The organism is Microbacterium petrolearium (assembly GCF_054782875.1).
This window is the reverse complement of sequence record NZ_BAAGRQ010000002.1, coordinates 118,913-136,956: the sequence shown is the minus strand read 5'-3', so window position 1 is coordinate 136,956 and position 18,044 is coordinate 118,913. Positions and strand designations below refer to the sequence as shown.

The following is an 18,044-nucleotide window of genomic DNA, read 5'->3' as shown; positions in this document are numbered from 1 at the left end:
CGGATCCGGGTGCCCGGGGAGCGACGCCGTAGGCTTAGGGGGAATATCGCAAGGCCCGCTCGCGGGTCGCGTCCGAGGGGGATCACATGCAGTACGTACCCACGTGGCCGGTCATCGCCGCGCGCATCGACGCGACCGGAAACGGCGTGCTCACGATGAACGACACCGAGCACCCGATCGCCACGGACTCCGCCGAGAACGCCCGCCGCGAGGTCGTGCGCTTCTGCGCCGAGACCGCCCAGCGCCTCCAGCGCCCCGTGCGCGTCACGGTCGAGGAGCCCGACGCGACGTGGCCCCTCATCGTGCACCCGGACGGCAAGGTCGACGCGGCCGAGGAGCCCGCCGACGAGCCGGCGCCCGTCGTCGCCCCCGAGCAGGGCCGGGGCGAGGCCGACGGCTCGGCGTTCGCCGGCCCGCGCCGCTCGAGCCACCTGCCCGCCGACACGGCCGGCACGCCGATCACCGCGCCGCCGCTCGGGCCCGAGCCGATCCAGGACGCCGACGCCCCCGCCGTGCCGGTCGATCCGGCCTCCGCCGCGGCCCAGGCGCCCGAGCCCGCCGCCCCCGCGCCCGCCCCGGCCGCCGCGCCCGCCGACGAGGCGCAGGCAGCCGACGGCCACGCCCCGGTCGTCGCCCCGCAGCCGTCGCCCGCGCCCCTGCCGCTGCCGACCCCGGCCGGCGCGACCCCGCCCGCCGCCATGCCGGTGGCCCGCCAGATCACGCCGCAGACGCGCCGGTCGTTCATCGCGCCCGAGCGCCTCGAGGAGCCCGCCACGCGCGGCTTCCGCGGCGCGCTCGCGCGGGCCGGCATGCGGGTGCCGCCGAGCGCGGCCGAGCGCGCCGAGCGCGAGGATCAGGCCGCCGTCTCGCAGCACTGGCCCGGCCCGCGCACGATCGCCGTCGTGAACGGAAAGGGCGGCGCGAACAAGACGCCCACCACGATCCTGCTCTCGGCGGTCTTCGCCCGCTACGGCGGCGCCGGCGTGCTGGCGTGGGACAACAACCAGACGCGCGGCACGCTGGGCTGGCGCACCGAGCAGGGGCCGCACGACGCCACGCTGCACGACCTGCTGCCCGAGACCGAGCGGCTGCTGTCCACCGACGCACAGTCCGCCGAGCTCGCGCGCTTCGTTCACCACCAGTCGCGCGACCGCTACGACGTGCTGCGCTCGCAGCCGATGGTGCTCGCCAGCCAGCAGCGCGTGTCGTCGGAGGATGTGGACCGCATCCACGACGTCGCCGCCAAGTACTACCGCCTCATCGTCATGGACTCGGGCAACGACGAGTCCGACCCCATGTGGCTGCGGATGATCGACCACACCGATCAGCTCGTCGTCGCCACGTCGTCGCGCGCCGAGCACGCCGAGGCCGGCGCGCTGCTGCTCGAGGCGCTCGCGGAGCGCGACGAGCGCTCGGCCGCCCTCTCGCGCAACGCCGTGGCGATCGTGAGCCAGTCGGACGAGAAGGCCACGGCCGCCGAGCTGCGCCGGATCGAGGACGGCTACCGCGAGCTCGTGCGCGAGGTCGTGCGCATCCCCTTCGACCCGGGCATGGGCGCCGCCCAGCTGCACTACCGCGTGCTGCGGCCCGAGACCCAGCGCGCCTGGCTCGGCGCCGCCGCCGCGATCGCCCGCGGCCTCGGGGGCTGAGGGCCCGCGGCCTCGGGAGCTGACGCGGCGCGCCGGCGCGTCAGCCGGTGGCGCCGAGCTGCGCCTCGACGGAGCGGTACAGGTCGCGGGAGACCGAGAAGCGCGCCTCGTCGTCGGGCTGGCCGAGCGCGGCGACGTACACGCGCACCGTGCCCTGCGCGGTGACGATGTCCTTGGCCGAGAGCAGGTTGCTCTTCTCGAGGGTGCCGGTCTTGATGCCGACGACGCCGGGATCGGCGAGGAGCTCGTTCGTGTTCTCGACGAGCCCGGCGCCGGGCAGCTCCACGGCGGGGGTGGCGACGATCTCGGCGATCACGGGGTCCGCCATGGCGAGCCGTCCGAGCCCGATGAGCGCGGCCGCCGTCGCGGTGTCGGCCGGATCGATGCCGGTCGGCTCGACGACGACGATGCCGTCCAGTCCGTTCTCGACGAGGAAGGCGCCTGCGGCCGCCGCGAACGCGGCGTCGTCGCCCCAGATCTCCGTCACGAGGATGTCGGCGTAGTTGCAGGCCGATCCCATCAGCATGCCCTGCAGCAGCTGGTACTGCGTGAGCGTGCCGCCGGCCGGCACGGGCAGCGCCGACTCTCCCCTGGCCAGGTACTCCTCGTACGAGGCGTTCCAGCGCGAGATGAAGTGGTACACGTCGCCCGGCTCGCCGGGCGCGAAGGGACGCTCCTCCAGGACCATCAGCGCGGTGATCAGCTTCGTGATGCTCGCCATCGGCACGGGCTGATCCGCGGCGACGTGCACCTCGCCGCTGCCCACGGCCACCGCCGCGGTGCCCTGCTTCGGCCAGGCGATCAGCGCCGGGTCGAGCCCGTCGGCGGCCTCGGGAGCCGCCTCGGCGACGGCGCTGGGCGCGTCGCCCGTGTCACCCAGCAGGGCGTTCGTGATCCCGACCGCGCCCGAGCCGAGCACGACCGCGACGACGGCGATGACGATCGTGCGCGCGAGGCGCCGGCGCCGGCGCGCACTGAACGGGCGCCTCGGGCGGGCGTCGACGTCGGGTTCCATGTCACCTCCACAATGACACAACCCGACGGATGTCCCGGTGTCGGACCCGCGTTCCGACACCTCCGCAGCATCCCCCGGAAACGCGAGAAGGGCCCCCATCCCGGGGGCCCTTCTCGCGTGGCGGAGACGGAGGGACCCCGTCGCGCGCATCCGTGCGCGCTCCTCCTCAAATCCCGCAGCATCCCCCGGAAACGCGAGAAGGGCCCCCATCCCGGGGGCCCTTCTCGCGTGGCGGAGACGGAGGGATTTGAACCCTCGGTCCCCTTAAAGGGGACTCCACCTTAGCAGGGTGGTGCACTAGGCCTGACTATGCGACGTCTCCAGTCACCCGCGAACGGGTGCACCCGTCCATGCTACCCGATCTCGTCAGCCGGCATTTCCGGCGGAGCACCGTCGGTCGGCGGCGGTCTGCCCGGGGATGTTCGAGCCGAGCTCCACGGGTCCGGCGCTCTCCTCGGGCGTCGGGGCCGCGCCGTCCTCCGGGGCCGCGGCCGTGCCCTCCGGGGGCGCGACGTTCTCCTCGGGCGGCGGAGCCTGCTCGCCCTCTCCGGTGCCGCCCTGCGCCTCGTCCTCGGAGACCGATCCGGTTCCCTCGGCGGTCACCTGGATGGGCACGTTCGCGTTGATGGCCTCGAACAGCTGCGTGGCGGATTCCTCGTCGGGGATGCGGCGGTTGGCGTCGGCCGGATCGACGAACACGGGGTACTGCACGAAGACGAAGTCCTGGTACTGCACGTCCTTCACGGCGAGCGCGAGCTGCGCGAGGTAGATGGGGTCGGCCAGCGCCGGGGTCTTCTCGATGTTCTCGACCACGGCGCGCGCCAGGTTGTAGACGGTGCCCATGTTGCCCAGCACCTCGGGGCTCACGACCTTGTTCACGAGGGCCGACATGAACACCTGCTGGTTGCTGATGCGGGCGATGTCGCTGCCGTCGTCGACTCCGGCGCGGGTCCGCAGGAACGCCAGCGCGCGGTCTCCGCTGATCGTGTTCTCGCCGGCCTCGAAGTACGCGCCTGCCTTGGGATCGTGGATCCCGCCCGCCACGCACACGGTGACGCCCCCGATCGCGTTGGTGATGTCGATCACCCCGCCCCAGGTCACGCTCGCGGCGTGGTCGATCGTCTGGCCGGTGAGCTCCTCGACGGCGCTCACGGTGCAGCTGAGCCCGCCGTAGGAGTACGCGGCGTTGATCATCTCGCGCCCGTCGCCGCCGACGTTGCCCTCTTCGTCCTCGCAGCGCGGGATGTAGGTGACGAGGTCGCGCGGAAAGCTCACCACGGTGACGCGACGCGGCGCGGGCGAGATGTGCATGAGCATGAGCACGTCGCTGCGCGCACTGTCGAGCTCCAGCCCGTTCTCGCCGTAGTCGTCGGGATCATCGGAGCAGCGATTGCCCATGATCTCCTGGTGCTCCCAGTCGCACACGTCGAGGCCGGCGAGCAGGATGTTGAAACCCCGGTTGTCGAGCTCGGCGATCGCGGGGGCCTCGGTCTGGCCGTCGAGGTCGACGGTGTTCTCCGACGCGAACGTGGAGGTGAGGTCGTAGACGATGTAGCCGATCACGCCGAGGCCCGCGACGAGCACGGTGGACAGGGCGATGGCGACGAACGCGAGCGCCTGGCGCACGGGGTTGGACTTCGGCAGCTGCCCGTGCCGCGCCACCGTGCGGCGCGCGTGGCGCTTCGACGACTCGCTCATCCGATCCCTTTCATGGCGGAGGGTGTGGGATTCGAACCCACGGGACATCGCTGCCCACTGGTTTTCAAGACCAGATCCTTCGGCCGCTCGGACAACCCTCCAGGCGTCTCCGCCGGGCACCCAAGTCTAGTGGACGGATCCGGCGGCCATTCTCCCGGCGCGATCTGGGGGAACTCTGTACGACGGGCCGCGGTTCACACAGAGTTCACAGGGCGCACGGGAGACCCCGCGATCGGCCCGTTCAGGCGAGGCCGAGCGTCTGGAATGCCGTCGCGACGCCGCCGTCCTCGACGTCGTCGGTGATGTCGGTCGCCTCGTGGCTGACCTCTTCGGGCGCCTGGCCCATGGCGAAGGCGCGGCCGCCGTTCTCGGCCGCCCAGCGGAACATCCCGATGTCGTTGCGGCCGTCGCCGATCACGACGACGTCGGCGGCGGCGAAGCCCGTCAGCTCGCACACCCGCGCCAGCGCGGTGCTCTTGTCGACGCCCTTGGGCGCGATGTCGAGCCAGGCCGTCCAGCCCACCGCGTACGAGACCTGGTTGAGGCCCATCCTGTCGACCATCTCGACGAAGTCGGCCTCGGTGTGCTCGGGCGAGACGACGACGACGCGCGAGACCATGAGGCCCTTCATGTCGGCCAGGTCGACCTGCTTCGCGTTCGCGCGGTGCAGGCCCCAGTCGTCCACGTAGTGCGTGTAGAGGCGCGACCCGTCGGGCAGCTCGACGAGGTAGTTGGCGTCGGGCAGGTGCGTCTCGAGCAGCTCGATCACATCGGTGCAGTCGAACTGCTCGGTGAAGTGGCGGATGTAGCCGGATTCCGAGGCGTCGTCGCGGATCAGGATGGCGGCGCCGTTCGAGCAGACGACGTACTCGGGCTGGATGTCGAGGCCGCGCAGCACGTGCGAGGTCGCCTCCCAGCTGCGGCCCGTGGCGAGGGTGACGAGGTGCCCGCCCGCGACGGCCGCGTGCACGGCGTCGACGACGCCCGGGCTGAACGTCTCGTCCTCGAGGAGGACCGTCCCGTCGATGTCCAGGGCCACAAGACGACGGGTTGCAGAGCTCATGCCGCCAGTCTATGGGGAGCCCCGGACGGGCCGGTTCCGGGCTCTCGGCCGCGCCGATTCCGGTGCTCTCGGACGCGGCGGGCGTGCCTACGCGACGGGCTCGAGCACCTCGAGGCCGCCCATGTACGGCACGAGCGGGGCCGGCACCTTCACCGATCCATCGGGCTGCTGGTGCGTCTCGAGCAGCGCGACGATCCACCGGGTGGTGGCGAGCGTGCCGTTCAGCGTGGCCACGTGCTCGGTGCGACCGCCCTCCTCCGGGCGGTGGCGCACGTCGAGCCGGCGGGCCTGGTACGTCGTGCAGTTGGAGGTGGAGGTGAGCTCGCGGTACGCGCCCTGCGTGGGCACCCACGCCTCGGTGTCGTACTTGCGGGCGGCGCTGGATCCCAGATCCCCCGCCGCCACGTCGATCACGCGGTAGGCGAGGCCGAGCGACTGCAGCACGCGCTCCTCGAGCGCGAGCAGGCGCTCGTGCTCGGCCTCGGCATCCTCGGGGGTGGTGTACGAGAACATCTCGAGCTTGTTGAACTGGTGCACGCGGATGATGCCGCGGGTGTCCTTGCCGTGCGATCCGGCCTCGCGGCGGTAGCACGTGGACCAGCCGGCGTAGCGGACGGGCCCCTTCGACAGGTCGATGATCTCGCCCTTGTGGTACCCCGCGAGCGCGACCTCGCTCGTGCCCACCAGGTACATGTCGTCCTCTTCGAGGTGGTAGATCTCGTCGGCGTGCGCGCCGAGGAAGCCCGTGCCGGCCATGATGTCGGGCCGCACGAGCGTGGGCGTGATCATGGGGGTGAAGTCCTGCTCGAGCGCCACGCTGAGCGCGTAGTTCATGAGCGCGATCTCGAGCCGCGCGCCCACGCCCTTGAGGAAGTAGAACCGGGCGCCCGAGACCTTGGCGCCGCGCTCCATGTCGATGGCGCCGAGCTTCTCGCCGAGCGAGAGGTGGTCGAGGGGGCCGTCGGGGAACTCGGCGGGATCGAAGGTGCGGATCTCGCCGACCTCGCGCAGCGTGACGAAGTCGTCCTCGCCGCCCTCCGGAACGCCGTCGATCACGACGTTCTCGATAAGCGCCATCGCCTTGGCGAACGCCTCCTCGGCCTGGTTCGCGGCCTGCTGCGCGTCCTTGACCTTGGCGGCGAGCTCCTTGGCCTGCGCGACGAGCGCCGGCTTCTCGTCCTTGGGCGCCTGCGCCACCGTCTTGCCGAACGCGTTCTGCTCGGCGCGCAGCTCCTCGAACGCCGTCAGCGCGGCGCGGCGGGCCTTCTCGGCCTCCACCGCCTGCTCGACCGTCTCGGGCGAGTGCCCGCGGGCCACCTGCGAGCGGATGACGAGGTCGGGGTTCTCACGCAGAAGGGCCGGATCGATCACGCGTCAAGTCTAGGGCGCGGGCCGGTGCGGGTTGTCGGGTGTCGGGTGGTCGGTCGTCGGGTGTCGGCGAGCGTCGGCCGTCGTCGAGGGCCCGGTTCCGGGGGACCCGGACTCGAGGTCACAGGTTCGCGAGGAGATCCCGGCTTCCGAGGAGGGATCGGGACGGATCCGTCCTCTCGAACCGGGATTCCCTCTCGAGTGGTGGCGGTTCCGGCCGAGAGGGCACCGGTTCGAGGAGAACCCGGTTCACGAGGAGGCCCCGGTTCGAGAGGAGATCCCCGTTCCCGAGGAGGGATCGGGATGGATCCGTCCTCTCGAACCGGGATGTCCTCTCGATCGATGGCCCGCGGGTGCCCGCCTACTCCCGCTCCCCCGCGCCGGGCGCGTGGTCGTCGGGCAGGGGCTCGCGGTCGTCGGTCGGCGTTCCCCCGTCGTCGGCGTCCACCGGCGCGTGCTCCCCGTCCACCGGATCCTCGCCGGCCGGCAGCTCGGAGTCCTCGCCGATGACCGGATCCTCACCGAGGGGCAGTTCCGGATCCTCGCTGACGCGGTCGTTCGCGAGATCGCGGCGGTCGTCGTTGTGCGTCATGTCGTACCTCCTTGTTCGCCTGCCAGCCTCGCGCCGCCGCGGGCGCATCGGGAGGGCATTGACGCGGGCGCGCGGATGCGGCATCGGCGTTGCGTGTGCACCGACCACGGCGATCTGAGGTTCAGTTCGACGACCGGGTCCCGGTACGCAACGCGATGAGCTGCTCGATACGCTCCCAGGGCACGTGTCGTCGCAGGGCAGCGCGGAGAACCACCGCAGGCCGGCGGAGCGGATCAGCGGATCGGCGGGTCAGCCAATCAGGGGATCGGCGGATCACCGGACGGAGCGTTCGATCGTGCGGACGCCACCGTGACGCCGACCGCGGCGGCGTCGGATTCGGCCGAATCGACGAACCGCACGGCCGATTCGGGCCGGTCGACGATCCTGCGACCGGTGGGACTGATCCACTCGAGCTCGCCGTCCTCGCGCTGCCGCACGCGCCACGGCGAGTTGTGCTTGAGCACGTGGTGTCCGCGGCAGAGCACACCGAGGTTCGCGACGCTCGTGCGCCCGCCTTCCGCGAAGGCGACCGTGTGGTCGATGTCGCATCGCCTGGCCGGCAGCCGGCACCCCGGGAACCTGCAGTGCTCGTCACGCGCGTGCAGGAACCGGCGCTGCGCTGCGGTCGGCAGATAGTGGTCGGCGGCGCGCAGCGCCCCCGTGTCGGGATCGCGGAACAGCCGCTCCCATCCCGGGGCCGACGCCGCGAGCCGACGGGCGGTGTCGGAGTCGATCGGGCCGTACCCCGCGAGGAACGCGGCATCCTCTCCGATCCCGATGACCGTGCGCACCGGGATCGTCACCTGGACCGTGCCGCGGATGCCGTCGAGCGCGTTCGCTCCGGTGGCGTCGTGCGCAACGTGCGCTTGCGGGGCTCCCGACAGGAGAAGGTCGACGGCGATGTCGGCCCGAAGCTGATCGAGGGTGCGCGCATCGGATGCCGCGCTCGAGGGCTCGGCGGCCTCACCGCGGGACGAGTCGACGGTGGGCGCTCCGGCAGACGCGAGCCCCTCGCGTGCGGCATCCGCACCGCCAGCGCCCCTCGTTGCTGCGCGCTTCACGGACTTCGCCATCTGCGTCAGCCGGTCGTGCGCACCCTGCACCAGCGGGGCGGAGGCCACGAGGCACAGCTCGGCCATGCCGTCCTCCAGAGGGCGCACGAACACGCCCCGCTGCTGACGCGCCTCGCGATGCCGCTCGGCCAGGGCAACCGGCTGTGCCGCCTCCGCGAAGCGCCGGCACGCCTCTCGCGCGGCTGCCACGGTGCCCGACTTCGCCGCGGGGATCGCCTGCTCCTCGTAGGCGGCGCGGGACGCGTCGTCGCCGAGCCGCAGCCCCTCGTCGACGATCACCGACGCATGCCGACGCGACAGGTCGCCGGCGTCCATCGCCGCGAGCGTCGCCGGGAACCGCTCGCGCAGCGTCCACGACTCGCTCATCCGCGCCATCATCGTGCGCTGCCCGACGCCCGAGACCGCGGCGATCTCGGCGGCAGCCGACCGCATCGGCAGGTCATCCGAGACGCCCGGAGCCGACCTCGCCTGCTGCGCGATCACGTCGTCGACGAGCAGCGCCAGCAGCCGCGCCTTCCGCGCCTCCAGCCGATTGATCTCCTGCTCGATCCGGGCCACCGAGCCGATGAGCACACGCGCGCGCTCCTGCTCCCCCGGGGTGGGGAACCAGGATGAGACCGTGGGCGTCGACATACCCCCATCGTCCCACCAACCACCGACACTTTCGAAGAAATCTTCGAGTCTGTGGATAACCCGGTCAACGGCCTCCCGCATCGGCGGAATCCGACCCGCGCGATACCGTGACGGGATGGAGCACCCCGCCACCGAGAGCGCCCTCGTCGCCGATCCGCTGCGGGCCGTGGACTGGCCCATCCGCACCGAGCGCCTGCTGCTGCGCCGCGTGACGCCGGCCGACATCGACGCGATGTGGGCGTTCCGCCGGCTGCCCGAGGTGGGCATGTGGATCGGCGGCGCGCCCGACACCCTCGACGGGCACCGCGCGCGCATGCGCCGCAACAGCCCGTCGCTGGTCTCGATCGTCCTCCCCGAGGAGGGCACCGTGATCGGCGACCTCATGATCAAGGTCGAGGACGCGTGGGCGCAGGCCGAGGTGGTCGCGCAGGCGCGCGGCGTGCAGGCCGAGATCGGCTGGACCCTCGACCCCGCCTTCCAGGGCCGGGGCTACGCCACCGAGGCCGTGCGCGCCGCGATCGGCCTCTGCTTCGGCCCGCTCGGCCTGCGCCGCGTGACCGCGAACTGCTTCGCGGCGAACGAGCCCTCGTGGCGCCTCATGGAGCGCCTCGGCATGCGTCGCGAGGCCCACGCCGTGCGCGACAGCCTGCACCGCTCCGGCGAGTGGATGGACGGGTACACGTACGCGCTGCTGGCCGAGGAGTGGCGGGGATAGCTCGATGTCGAGCCGGGAGAGCTGCTGAGCGGGATCACCGTGGAGATGTTCGCGCCGCGGGCCGTGGATGGGCGACGGCGGGCGAATCGGTAGCCGCGGCGGGCTTGCGGTGGTCGCTTCATCTTCGCTCGCTGGCGCTCGCTACGTTCAGCAACCGATTGAGTGCAGCCGATGAGGTGCAGCAACCGGTCACCCGCGGCACCCCGGAATAGGCTGACGACATGGCCCAGACCGACGCACGCACACGGCGGGCCGCGCTCGTGTACAACCCGTCGAAGGTGAACGGCGCCAAGCTGCGCGCGCTCGTCGAGGCGCAGTCCGCGCGCTCCGGATGGGGTGAGCCGATCCTGCTCGAGACGAGCGTGGAGGACCCCGGGCAGGGGATCACGCGCGAGGCCCTGGCGCAGGGGGCGGCGGCCGTGCTCGTGGCCGGCGGCGACGGCACGGTGCGCGCCGTGGCCGAGGTGATGGACGGATCCGGCGTGCCGCTCGCGATCGTGCCCAGCGGCACGGGCAACCTGCTCGCCCGCAACCTGCTGCTGCCGCTGGGCGATCAGCAGGAGATGGTGCGCGCCGCGTTCGAGGGCGAGACCGTGCCGGTCGACATCGGCATCGCGCGGCTGCTGCGGGCCGACGGCGCCACCGAGGAGCACGCGTTCGTCGTCATGGCCGGCATGGGGCTGGACGCGGCGATGATCGCGAACACGAAGGCCGACCTGAAGAGGGCCGTCGGCTGGGTGGCGTACGTCGACGGGGCGGCGCGCTCGCTCATCGGCGCCGAGCCGTTCCGCGTGGTCTACCAGACCGATCCACGCCCCGGATCGAAGACGGCCACGCGCACGCTCACGCGCATCCACTCGGCGCGCGTGCAGAGCATCCTCGTCGCCAACTGCGGCGCGCTGCCCGGCGGGATCGCGCTCATCCCCGACGCCTCGATCCTCGACGGCACGCTCGATGTCGCCATCATCCAGCCGACGGGGGTGTTCGGCTGGCTGGGCGTGTGGCGCAAGGTGTGGTGGGACAACTCGGTGCTGCGGCGCTTCCGCGCCGGCCGACGGATCGTGGAGCGGCGGCACGACACGTCGGTGCGGTACCTGCAGGCCACCGACATCGAGACGGCCACGCCCGATCCGCAGCCCATCGAGCTGGACGGCGACGAGTTCGGCGCGGCCACGCGCATGGACTGCACGGTGCACCCCGGCGGTCTGCTCGCCGCGGTCCCGAAGGGCCACCCGATCGCCGCGATCTGATCCGGCGCGAACGGCCCTACTGCAGCGCCGAGGTCAGCCGCGCGAGGTTGTCGAGCACGCGGGAGCGCAGCGGCTGACGCATCCACTCGTCGAGCGTGAGCTCGCGGCTGAGGCCGCGGTAGGTGTCCTCCACCTCGCGCATCTGGCGCACGAACTCCTCGCCGCGCACGAGCAGCGAGATCTCCAGGTTGAGACCGAACGAGCGCATGTCCATGTTGCTCGAGCCGATCACGGCGACCTCATCGTCGATCGTGAGCCCCTTGGTGTGCAGGATGTAGGGCTTGCGATACAGCCAGATGCGCACGCCCGCCTTCAGCAGCGCCTCGTAGTAGCTGCGCTGCGCGTGGTAGACGACCGCCTGATCCCCCACCTCCGAGACGAACAGCTCCACCTGCACGCCGCGGTCGCACGCCGACGACACCGCGAGCAGCAGGGCCTCGTCCGGCACGAAGTACGGGCTGATCATGATGATCTTCTCGCGCGCCGCGTACATCAGCGAGAGGAACAGGCGCAGGTTGTTTTCCACCTCGAACCCGGGCCCCGAGGGCACCACCTGGCAGTCGAGGTCGCCCGATCCGGACGGCATCTCGCGCAGGTCCACGCCGTCGGGCACGCTGTAGGTCTCGCTGAACCAGTCGGAGAGGAACACGGCGTCGACGCTCGAGACGACGGGCCCGTCCAGCCGCACCATCACGTCGACCCAGCGCAGGCCTCGGCGGATGTTGGCGCGCAGGTTGTAGGTGCGATCGGTGATGTTCTGCGACCCGAGGTAGGCCACCACGCCGTCGACGACGACGAGCTTGCGGTGGTTGCGCAGGTCGGGCCGCTGCCACTTGCCGCGCAGCGGCTGGATGGGCAGGGCGAAGCGCCAGTCGGCCCCCATCGCCGTGAGGCGGCGGATCGTGCGGCGGTGGTGCGGCTTGACGAGGTTCGCCCAGTGATCCAGCAGCACGCGCACCTGCACGCCGCGGGCGCAGGCGTCCTCGAGCGCGCGGAAGAACCCGTCGGTCGCCGCGTCGGACTTCAGAATGTAGAACTCCACGTGCACGTACGAGCGGGCGCGGCGGATGTCGGCGGCCATCTCGTCGAGGCTCTGCTGGTAGTCCGAGATGATCCGCACGCCGTTGTCGCCCGAGATCGGCAGGGCGCCGAGCTCGCGGTTCATGCGCACGAGCGCCGTGAACCACTCCGGCTGCCCGGGGCGCAGGCTGCCGCCCTCGAGCATGTCGTTCACCTCGCGCAGGTACTCGTTCGTCTGCGCCTGGCGCCGCCGCTTGTCACGCGGCAGGCGCGGGCTGCCGATGAGGATGAACAGCAGGATGCCGGGGATCGGCAGCAGGAAGATGGCGAGCAGCCACGCCATGGCCGAGGTGGGCTTGCGATTGGCGGGCACGATGAGCACGGCCACGATGCGGATGGCCATGTCGACGATCCAGACGATGATCGCCCACCACGACGCGCCGAGTGCTCCCCACAGCCAGTCCAGAAAGTCCACGCGCCCCTCCTCGCCTCAGCGTACCGGGCGCGTGCGCGTCACTCGGATCCGGGCGCAGCGCCCTGGGTGCTCGCGGAGCCGGCGTCGGCGCGGGGCGGAAGGCCGCGCTTGGCGCGCTCCTCGGCCTCGATCTTGGCGTAGGCGCGGCGCTCGGTGCGGTCGAAGCGCAGGATGTTGCGCAGCACGAACCAGAAGACGAGCGCGATCGCGATCGTCGGCAGCAGCGACCACACCACGGCTGCCCAGTAGCTGTCCACGAGTCGATCCTATCCGCGCGGGCGCGTCGGATCCTGGGAGAGGGCGGGTGCTCGGCCGTGGGTTTCGGCCCGGCGCGGCGTCGGCCCGTGCGCGCTCGATCCCTCCACAGGCACGGGATCGGGTGGGATCGGCGGATCCGACCTGTGGATCGCGGGACGCGGCGGGGGCGGGAGGCGAAGGATCGTCCGCATGACGACGATCCTTCGCGCCCCCTCCCCCGCCCGCTTCCTCTCGCTCGTGCCGCATCTCGCGGGGTTCACCCCGCGCGAGAGCGTGGTGCTCGTGCCGTTCCGCGAAAGCCGCAGCCTCGGCGTGCTGCGCCTCGATCTGCCCGCACCGGGCGAGGACGAGGCCGCCTTCGCCGCGACGGCGATCGGCACGGTGTGCCGCGTGCGCGATGCCGACGGCGTGGCGCTCGTCGTGTACACCGACGAGCGGTGTCATGGCGCCTGGCGCGGCGGCGCCGGCGGGCTCGTGCGGCGCCGGCTCGTGGATCGCATCACCGGCCGCGCCGGTGAGTGCGGTCTGGCGGTGCTCGGGGCGCACCTCGTCGCGCGCGACGGCTGGGCCTCGTACGGCGACCCGGCTCCGCCGCGCCCGCTCACCGAGATCGAGCCGCCGCCGGATGTCGACGGCGGGCGCGGTCCGGTCTCCCGCGACCAGCACGCGGGGCTCGAGCTGCCCCGCGTCGGCAAGGCCGCGCGCCGGCGCGTGGCGCAGGCGATCGCCGAGCTGCAGGGACGCGTGCCCGGCGCCGTCGGCGACGGCGGCGACGCCAACGCGGGCGCGCGGCCGAGCGGTAGTGCGGAGCCACGTGCCGCTCAGGGCGGCGCTCAGGGCGGCGCCGCGCCGGACGAGCAGTCACTCGCGGATCTGCCCGGCGTCCTCGAGGACGCGCTGTCGTGGGATCCGGACGACCTGCACCCCGCCGAGGCCGCGTTCCTCGCGCTCGCGCTGGGCGCGCCCCTGCTGCGCGACGTGGCGCTGACTCAGTGGAGCGCCGACGTCGAGGCGGGGCGCCGCACGCTCGCGTGGCAGCTGCGGTTCCAGCGGGGCGACGCGAGCGTGCCGGACGAGCCGGTGCGGCTGGCGGGCGACGGACCGCGACCCGACCCCGGGCGGCTGCGGCGCGGGCTGGAGCTGTCCAGGGCGGTCGCCGCCAGCGTGAGCTCACGGCGGCGCGTCGGCCCGCTGGCGAGCGCCGCGTGGCTGAGCTGGGCGCTGGGCAACTCGACGCATGCGGGCTGGTACGTCTCGCGCGCGCTCGAGGTCGACCCCGGGCACGGGCTCGCGCGCATCCTCGCGACGATGCTCGCGAACGGCTACCTTCCGGCGTGGGCGTTCGAGCGCCCCGAGCGCGGTGGGCGATGAGCGCAACCGCCGCGGCGGGCGCCGCGTTACTTGACGAGCGGGAAGAGGATCGTCTCGCGGATGCCGAGGCCCGTGATCGCCATGAGCAGGCGGTCGATGCCCATGCCCATGCCGCCCGTGGGCGGCATGCCGTGCTCGAGGGCGCGCAGGAAGTCCTCGTCGATGCGCATGGCCTCGTCGTCGCCGCGGTCGGCCAGGGCCGCCTGCTCCACGAAGCGCTCGCGCTGGATGACGGGGTCGACGAGCTCCGAGTAGCCGGTGGCCAGCTCGAACCCGCGCACGTACAGGTCCCACTTCTCCACGACGCCGGGGATCGAGCGGTGCTCGCGGACGAGCGGGCTCGTGTCGACGGGGAAGTCCATCACGAACGTGGGGCGCTCGAGATGCGTCTTCACGAAGTGCTCCCACAGCTCCTCGACGAGCTTGCCGTGTGTCGCGTGCCGCGGCACCTCGACGCCCGACTTCTCGGCCAGTGCGAGCAGCTCGTCCATCGTCGTCTCGGGCGTGATCTCCACGCCCGCGGCCTGCGACAGCGACGGGTACATCGAGACGCGGTCCCAGTCGCCGCCCAGGTCGAACTCCGTGCCGTCGGCCCACGTCACGGTCGTGGATCCGGCCACCGCCACGGCGGCGTTCTGGATCAGCTCCTGCGTGAGGTCGGCGATGCCGTTGTAGTCCGAGTAGGCCTGGTAGGCCTCGAGCATCGCGAACTCCGGGCTGTGCGTCGAGTCGGCGCCCTCGTTGCGGAAGTTGCGGTTGATCTCGAACACGCGGTCGATGCCGCCCACGACCGCGCGCTTGAGGTACAGCTCCGGGGCGATGCGCATGTACAGCTCGGTGTCGAACGCGTTGGAGTGCGTGATGAACGGGCGGGCCGTAGCCCCACCCGGCTGCACCTGCAGCATGGGCGTCTCGACCTCGAGGAAGCCGTGGCGGGCGAACGTGTCGCGCAGGCTCGCGTTGGTCTTGGCGCGGGCGACGACGGTGGTGCGGGCCTGCTCGCGCACGATCAGGTCGAGGTAGCGCTGGCGGACCCGCGTCTCCTCGTTCAGGTCGCGGTAGAGGTTCGGCAGCGGCAGCACGGCCTTCGCGGCGATCTGCCACTCCTCGACCATGATCGACAGCTCGCCGCGGCGGCTCGAGATCACCTCGCCCGACACCGAGACGTGGTCGCCGAGGTCGACGAGCTCCTTCCAGCGGGCGAGCGACTCCTCCCCCACCTTCGCGAGCGACACCATCGCCTGGATGCGCGATCCGTCACCGGCCTGCAGCGAGGCGAAGCAGAGCTTGCCGGTGTTGCGGCTGAACACGACGCGGCCGGCGACCGCGGCGGTCTCACCGGTCTCGGCACCCGCCTCGAGGTCGGCGTGCTGCGCCCGCAGCGCCGCGATCGTCGTCGTCACCGGCACCGACACGGGGTACGCGCCCCCGGCGGCCGAGTCGCGCTCGGCGATGAGCCGCTCGCGCTTGGCCAGGCGCACCGCCTTCTGCTCGAAGATGTCCTCTTCTTCGCTCGCGGCGGCGTTCTCGGCGGGGGTTTCGGACATGCGCGGGATCCTCGACAGACACGGGAGGCGGATCGCGGCCGAGCGACCGCGGAAGACGGCTCCCAGTCTAGTGATCGCCCGTCGCGGCCCTCTCGGCGGGCGCACAGCGGCTCCGGCCACACGACCGCACCGTGGCCGGGCGGTCCGGATCAGTCGTCGAGGTCGGGCGGCAGGTCCGGGATCGCGGGCGTGGCCTCGGCGAGCGCGTGATCGACGGTGGAGCGCACGAGCGACGAGAGGAAACCGCCCGGGTTCTCGACGCCGATGCCGCGCAGGATGCCGGTGGCCTGCCGCACGATCTGGCTCGAGAACTCGCTGGCCGTGGCGATCGCCTCCGCGTAGGCGGCGCGGTCCGCCTCGGCCACGACCACGGGCTCGCACCCGAGCTCCACCGCGAGGGCCTGAGCGATGGGCAGCACCGCGGCCGGCGCGGTCACGGCCGCGTAGGCGGCGGCCAGCTGGCGCAGGTCGATGGAGGTGCCCGTGAACGCCATGGCGGGATGCACGGCCAGCGGGATCGCGCCCTTCTCGGCGGCGGGCCGCAGCACCTCGATCCCGTGCGCGGCGTCGGTGTGCAGCACGAGCTGCCCCATCTGCCAGTGCCCGGCCTCGGCCAGCCCGCCCACCACGCCGGGCAGATCCGCGCGCGGCACCGCGACGACGACGAGCTCGCTGCGGCGCAGCACCTCGGGCGCCTCGAGCACCGGCACGTCGGGCAGCACGGCCGACGCCCGCTCCTCGTCCGACGCGCGCGTGCGGCCAGTGAGCGCGTGCCCCGCCCCGGCGAGCGCCGCCCCGATGACGGGCCCCACCCGCCCCGAGCCCACGATGCCGACCCCGAGCCTGCCGTCGCGCCTCACGTCGTCGAGCCTACGCGAGCCCCGTGGCCCGGGCGCCTGGCCCGAGCGCCTGGCCGAGCACCTGCCCCGAGCGCCCCGGCCCGCGCACGCCGCTCCCGCGCCGCGGGGGTCCCGCCGGGAAGGCGGTTGCCCGGCTCGGCGAATGTGCGTGCTCAGGACAAACCCCCGCTGTAAAGCCGCCGAGAGCCGCCATGGCCGTGGCCGAATCGTGACACTCGCCGGTTGCGGGGCCCTCCGGAGGGGATTATGTTCGACCCGTCAACATAACGCTGGCGCGTTGCGCTGCTGCACCGCCCACTGCGAAAGGAACAGTCACATGGGAGTGACAAAGAAGCTGCTGGTGGTCGCGACCACCGGCGCACTCGCCCTCGGCCTCGGCGCCTGCGCGGCGGACGGCGGCGGTGGCGGCGAGGCCGGTGCGGTCGGCATCTCGATGCCCACGCGCTCGCTCGAGCGCTGGATCAACGACGGCGAGCACCTGCGGGACCTCCTGGAGGAGGACGGCTACTCGGCCGACCTGCAGTACGCCGACAACGAGACCGACCAGCAGATCAGCCAGATCCAGAACATGGTCGCCTCGGGCGTCGACGTCCTCGTCGTCGCCGCGATCGACGGCACCGTGCTCGGCCCGGTGCTGCAGGAGGCCGCGGACCAGGACATCACGGTCATCGCGTACGACCGCCTCATCAACGAGACGCCGAACGTCGACTACTACGCGACCTTCGACAACTACCAGGTCGGCCAGCTGCAGGGTCAGTACATCGTCGACCAGCTCGGCCTGGCCGACGGCGCCGGCCCGTTCAACTTCGAGCCGTTCGCGGGCAGCCCCGACGACAACAACGCCCAGTTCTTCTTCGACGGCGCGTGGGACGTGCTCTCCGAGTACGTCGACAGCGGCCAGCTCGTGATCCGCTCGGGCAAGACGCCCTCGGTGGAGTCGCTCGGCATCCTCGGCTGGGGCTCGGACGACGCCCAGGCCGAGATGGAGAACCGCCTGCAGTCGTTCTACTCGGGCGGCGAGCAGGTCGACGTCGTGCTCTCGCCCAACGACTCCCTCGCGCTCGGCATCGAGCAGGCGCTCCTCGGCAACGGCTACTCGGTAGGCGAGGAGTGGCCGATCATCACCGGTCAGGACGCGGACCTCGCCAACGTGCAGGCGATGATCGCCGGCCAGCAGTCGATGACCGTCTGGAAGGACACGCGCGAGCTCGGTGAGCGCGTCGCGACGATGATCGAGCAGGTCCTGAACGAGGAAGAGGTCGAGGTCAACGACACCGAGACCTACGACAACGGCGACCACGTCGTGCCGGCCTACCTCCTCGAGCCGATCGTCGTCGAGCCGGACACGATCGAGCAGCACCTCGTCGAGTCGGGCTTCTACTCCGCGGACGAGCTCGGCCTCTGAGCCGACGGCGGCATCCGCCTCGCGCGGGGGCGCATCACGCCCCCGCGCACCC

General features: G+C 72.2%; 15 protein-coding genes and 2 tRNA genes. 5 read left to right on the top strand and 12 right to left on the bottom strand.

What is annotated here, in order from left to right; genetic code table 11:
* Positions 1-86 precede the first annotated feature (86 nt).
* Positions 87-1,649: a MinD/ParA family ATP-binding protein gene (locus tag ACYVJ0_RS02595; protein ID WP_460815800.1), complete on the top strand. Its 1,563-nt coding sequence runs from the start codon at positions 87-89 to the stop codon at positions 1,647-1,649.
* A 40-nt stretch (positions 1,650-1,689) separates the two neighbouring features.
* Here the strand turns inward: ACYVJ0_RS02595 and ACYVJ0_RS02590 are convergent, their stop codons facing one another.
* From ACYVJ0_RS02590 to ACYVJ0_RS02555, 8 genes are all read right to left on the bottom strand, one after another.
* Positions 1,690-2,664 carry a D-alanyl-D-alanine carboxypeptidase family protein gene (locus tag ACYVJ0_RS02590; RefSeq protein WP_460815799.1) on the bottom strand — a complete coding sequence of 325 codons (975 nt, stop codon included), beginning with the start codon at positions 2,662-2,664 and terminating at the stop codon, positions 1,690-1,692.
* Positions 2,665-2,893: 229 nt separating this feature from the next.
* Positions 2,894-2,986 (bottom strand) — tRNA-Ser (locus ACYVJ0_RS02585).
* Positions 2,987-3,030: 44 nt separating this feature from the next.
* A complete protein-coding gene (locus tag ACYVJ0_RS02580; protein ID WP_460815797.1) occupies positions 3,031-4,362 on the bottom strand; it encodes an LCP family protein in 1,332 nt (443 codons plus the stop codon).
* Positions 4,363-4,375: 13 nt separating this feature from the next.
* Positions 4,376-4,463 (bottom strand) — tRNA-Ser (locus tag ACYVJ0_RS02575).
* 140 nt (positions 4,464-4,603) lie between these two features.
* Positions 4,604-5,425, bottom strand: a complete 822-nt coding sequence (locus ACYVJ0_RS02570; RefSeq protein WP_460815795.1) for an HAD family hydrolase — start codon at positions 5,423-5,425, stop codon at positions 4,604-4,606.
* Between the two features lie 87 nt (positions 5,426-5,512).
* Complete coding sequence (gene serS / locus ACYVJ0_RS02565) at positions 5,513-6,796, bottom strand: serine--tRNA ligase (RefSeq protein WP_460815794.1); 1,284 nt, start codon at positions 6,794-6,796, stop codon at positions 5,513-5,515.
* Positions 6,797-7,154: 358 nt separating this feature from the next.
* Positions 7,155-7,385: a hypothetical protein gene (locus tag ACYVJ0_RS02560; protein ID WP_460815792.1), complete on the bottom strand. Its 231-nt coding sequence runs from the start codon at positions 7,383-7,385 to the stop codon at positions 7,155-7,157.
* Between the two features lie 257 nt (positions 7,386-7,642).
* Positions 7,643-9,091 (bottom strand): HNH endonuclease signature motif containing protein, encoded by a 1,449-nt coding sequence (locus tag ACYVJ0_RS02555; protein WP_460815791.1) that lies wholly within the window; start codon positions 9,089-9,091, stop codon positions 7,643-7,645.
* A 115-nt stretch (positions 9,092-9,206) separates the two neighbouring features.
* On the opposite strand from ACYVJ0_RS02555, the gene ACYVJ0_RS02550 reads away from it, so the two are divergent.
* Positions 9,207-9,806, top strand: coding sequence for a GNAT family N-acetyltransferase (locus ACYVJ0_RS02550; protein WP_460815790.1), 600 nt, complete (start codon positions 9,207-9,209; stop codon positions 9,804-9,806).
* A 221-nt stretch (positions 9,807-10,027) separates the two neighbouring features.
* The gene (locus ACYVJ0_RS02545; RefSeq protein ID WP_460815788.1) at positions 10,028-11,056 is read left to right on the top strand and encodes a diacylglycerol/lipid kinase family protein; all 1,029 of its coding nucleotides are present in this window, start codon (positions 10,028-10,030) and stop codon (positions 11,054-11,056) included.
* Between the two features lie 16 nt (positions 11,057-11,072).
* Here the strand turns inward: ACYVJ0_RS02545 and cls are convergent, their stop codons facing one another.
* A complete protein-coding gene (cls, locus tag ACYVJ0_RS02540; RefSeq protein ID WP_460815979.1) occupies positions 11,073-12,542 on the bottom strand; it encodes a cardiolipin synthase in 1,470 nt (489 codons plus the stop codon).
* A gap of 47 nt (positions 12,543-12,589) precedes the next feature.
* A complete protein-coding gene (locus ACYVJ0_RS02535) occupies positions 12,590-12,808 on the bottom strand; it encodes a hypothetical protein (RefSeq protein WP_449853756.1) in 219 nt (72 codons plus the stop codon).
* 190 nt (positions 12,809-12,998) lie between these two features.
* Between ACYVJ0_RS02535 and ACYVJ0_RS02530 the strand changes: the two genes are divergently transcribed.
* Positions 12,999-14,180 (top strand): DUF4192 family protein, encoded by a 1,182-nt coding sequence (locus ACYVJ0_RS02530; protein WP_460815787.1) that lies wholly within the window; start codon positions 12,999-13,001, stop codon positions 14,178-14,180.
* Positions 14,181-14,206: 26 nt separating this feature from the next.
* Here ACYVJ0_RS02530 and lysS read toward each other — a convergent pair whose 3' ends face one another.
* A complete protein-coding gene (gene lysS, locus ACYVJ0_RS02525; protein ID WP_460815786.1) occupies positions 14,207-15,727 on the bottom strand; it encodes a lysine--tRNA ligase in 1,521 nt (506 codons plus the stop codon).
* Positions 15,728-15,876: 149 nt separating this feature from the next.
* Positions 15,877-16,587: a DUF2520 domain-containing protein gene (locus ACYVJ0_RS02520; protein WP_460815784.1), complete on the bottom strand. Its 711-nt coding sequence runs from the start codon at positions 16,585-16,587 to the stop codon at positions 15,877-15,879.
* 316 nt (positions 16,588-16,903) lie between these two features.
* On the opposite strand from ACYVJ0_RS02520, the gene chvE reads away from it, so the two are divergent.
* Positions 16,904-17,992, top strand: coding sequence for a multiple monosaccharide ABC transporter substrate-binding protein (gene chvE, locus ACYVJ0_RS02515; protein WP_449853760.1), 1,089 nt, complete (start codon positions 16,904-16,906; stop codon positions 17,990-17,992).
* The last annotated feature ends 52 nt before the right edge of the window (positions 17,993-18,044 follow it).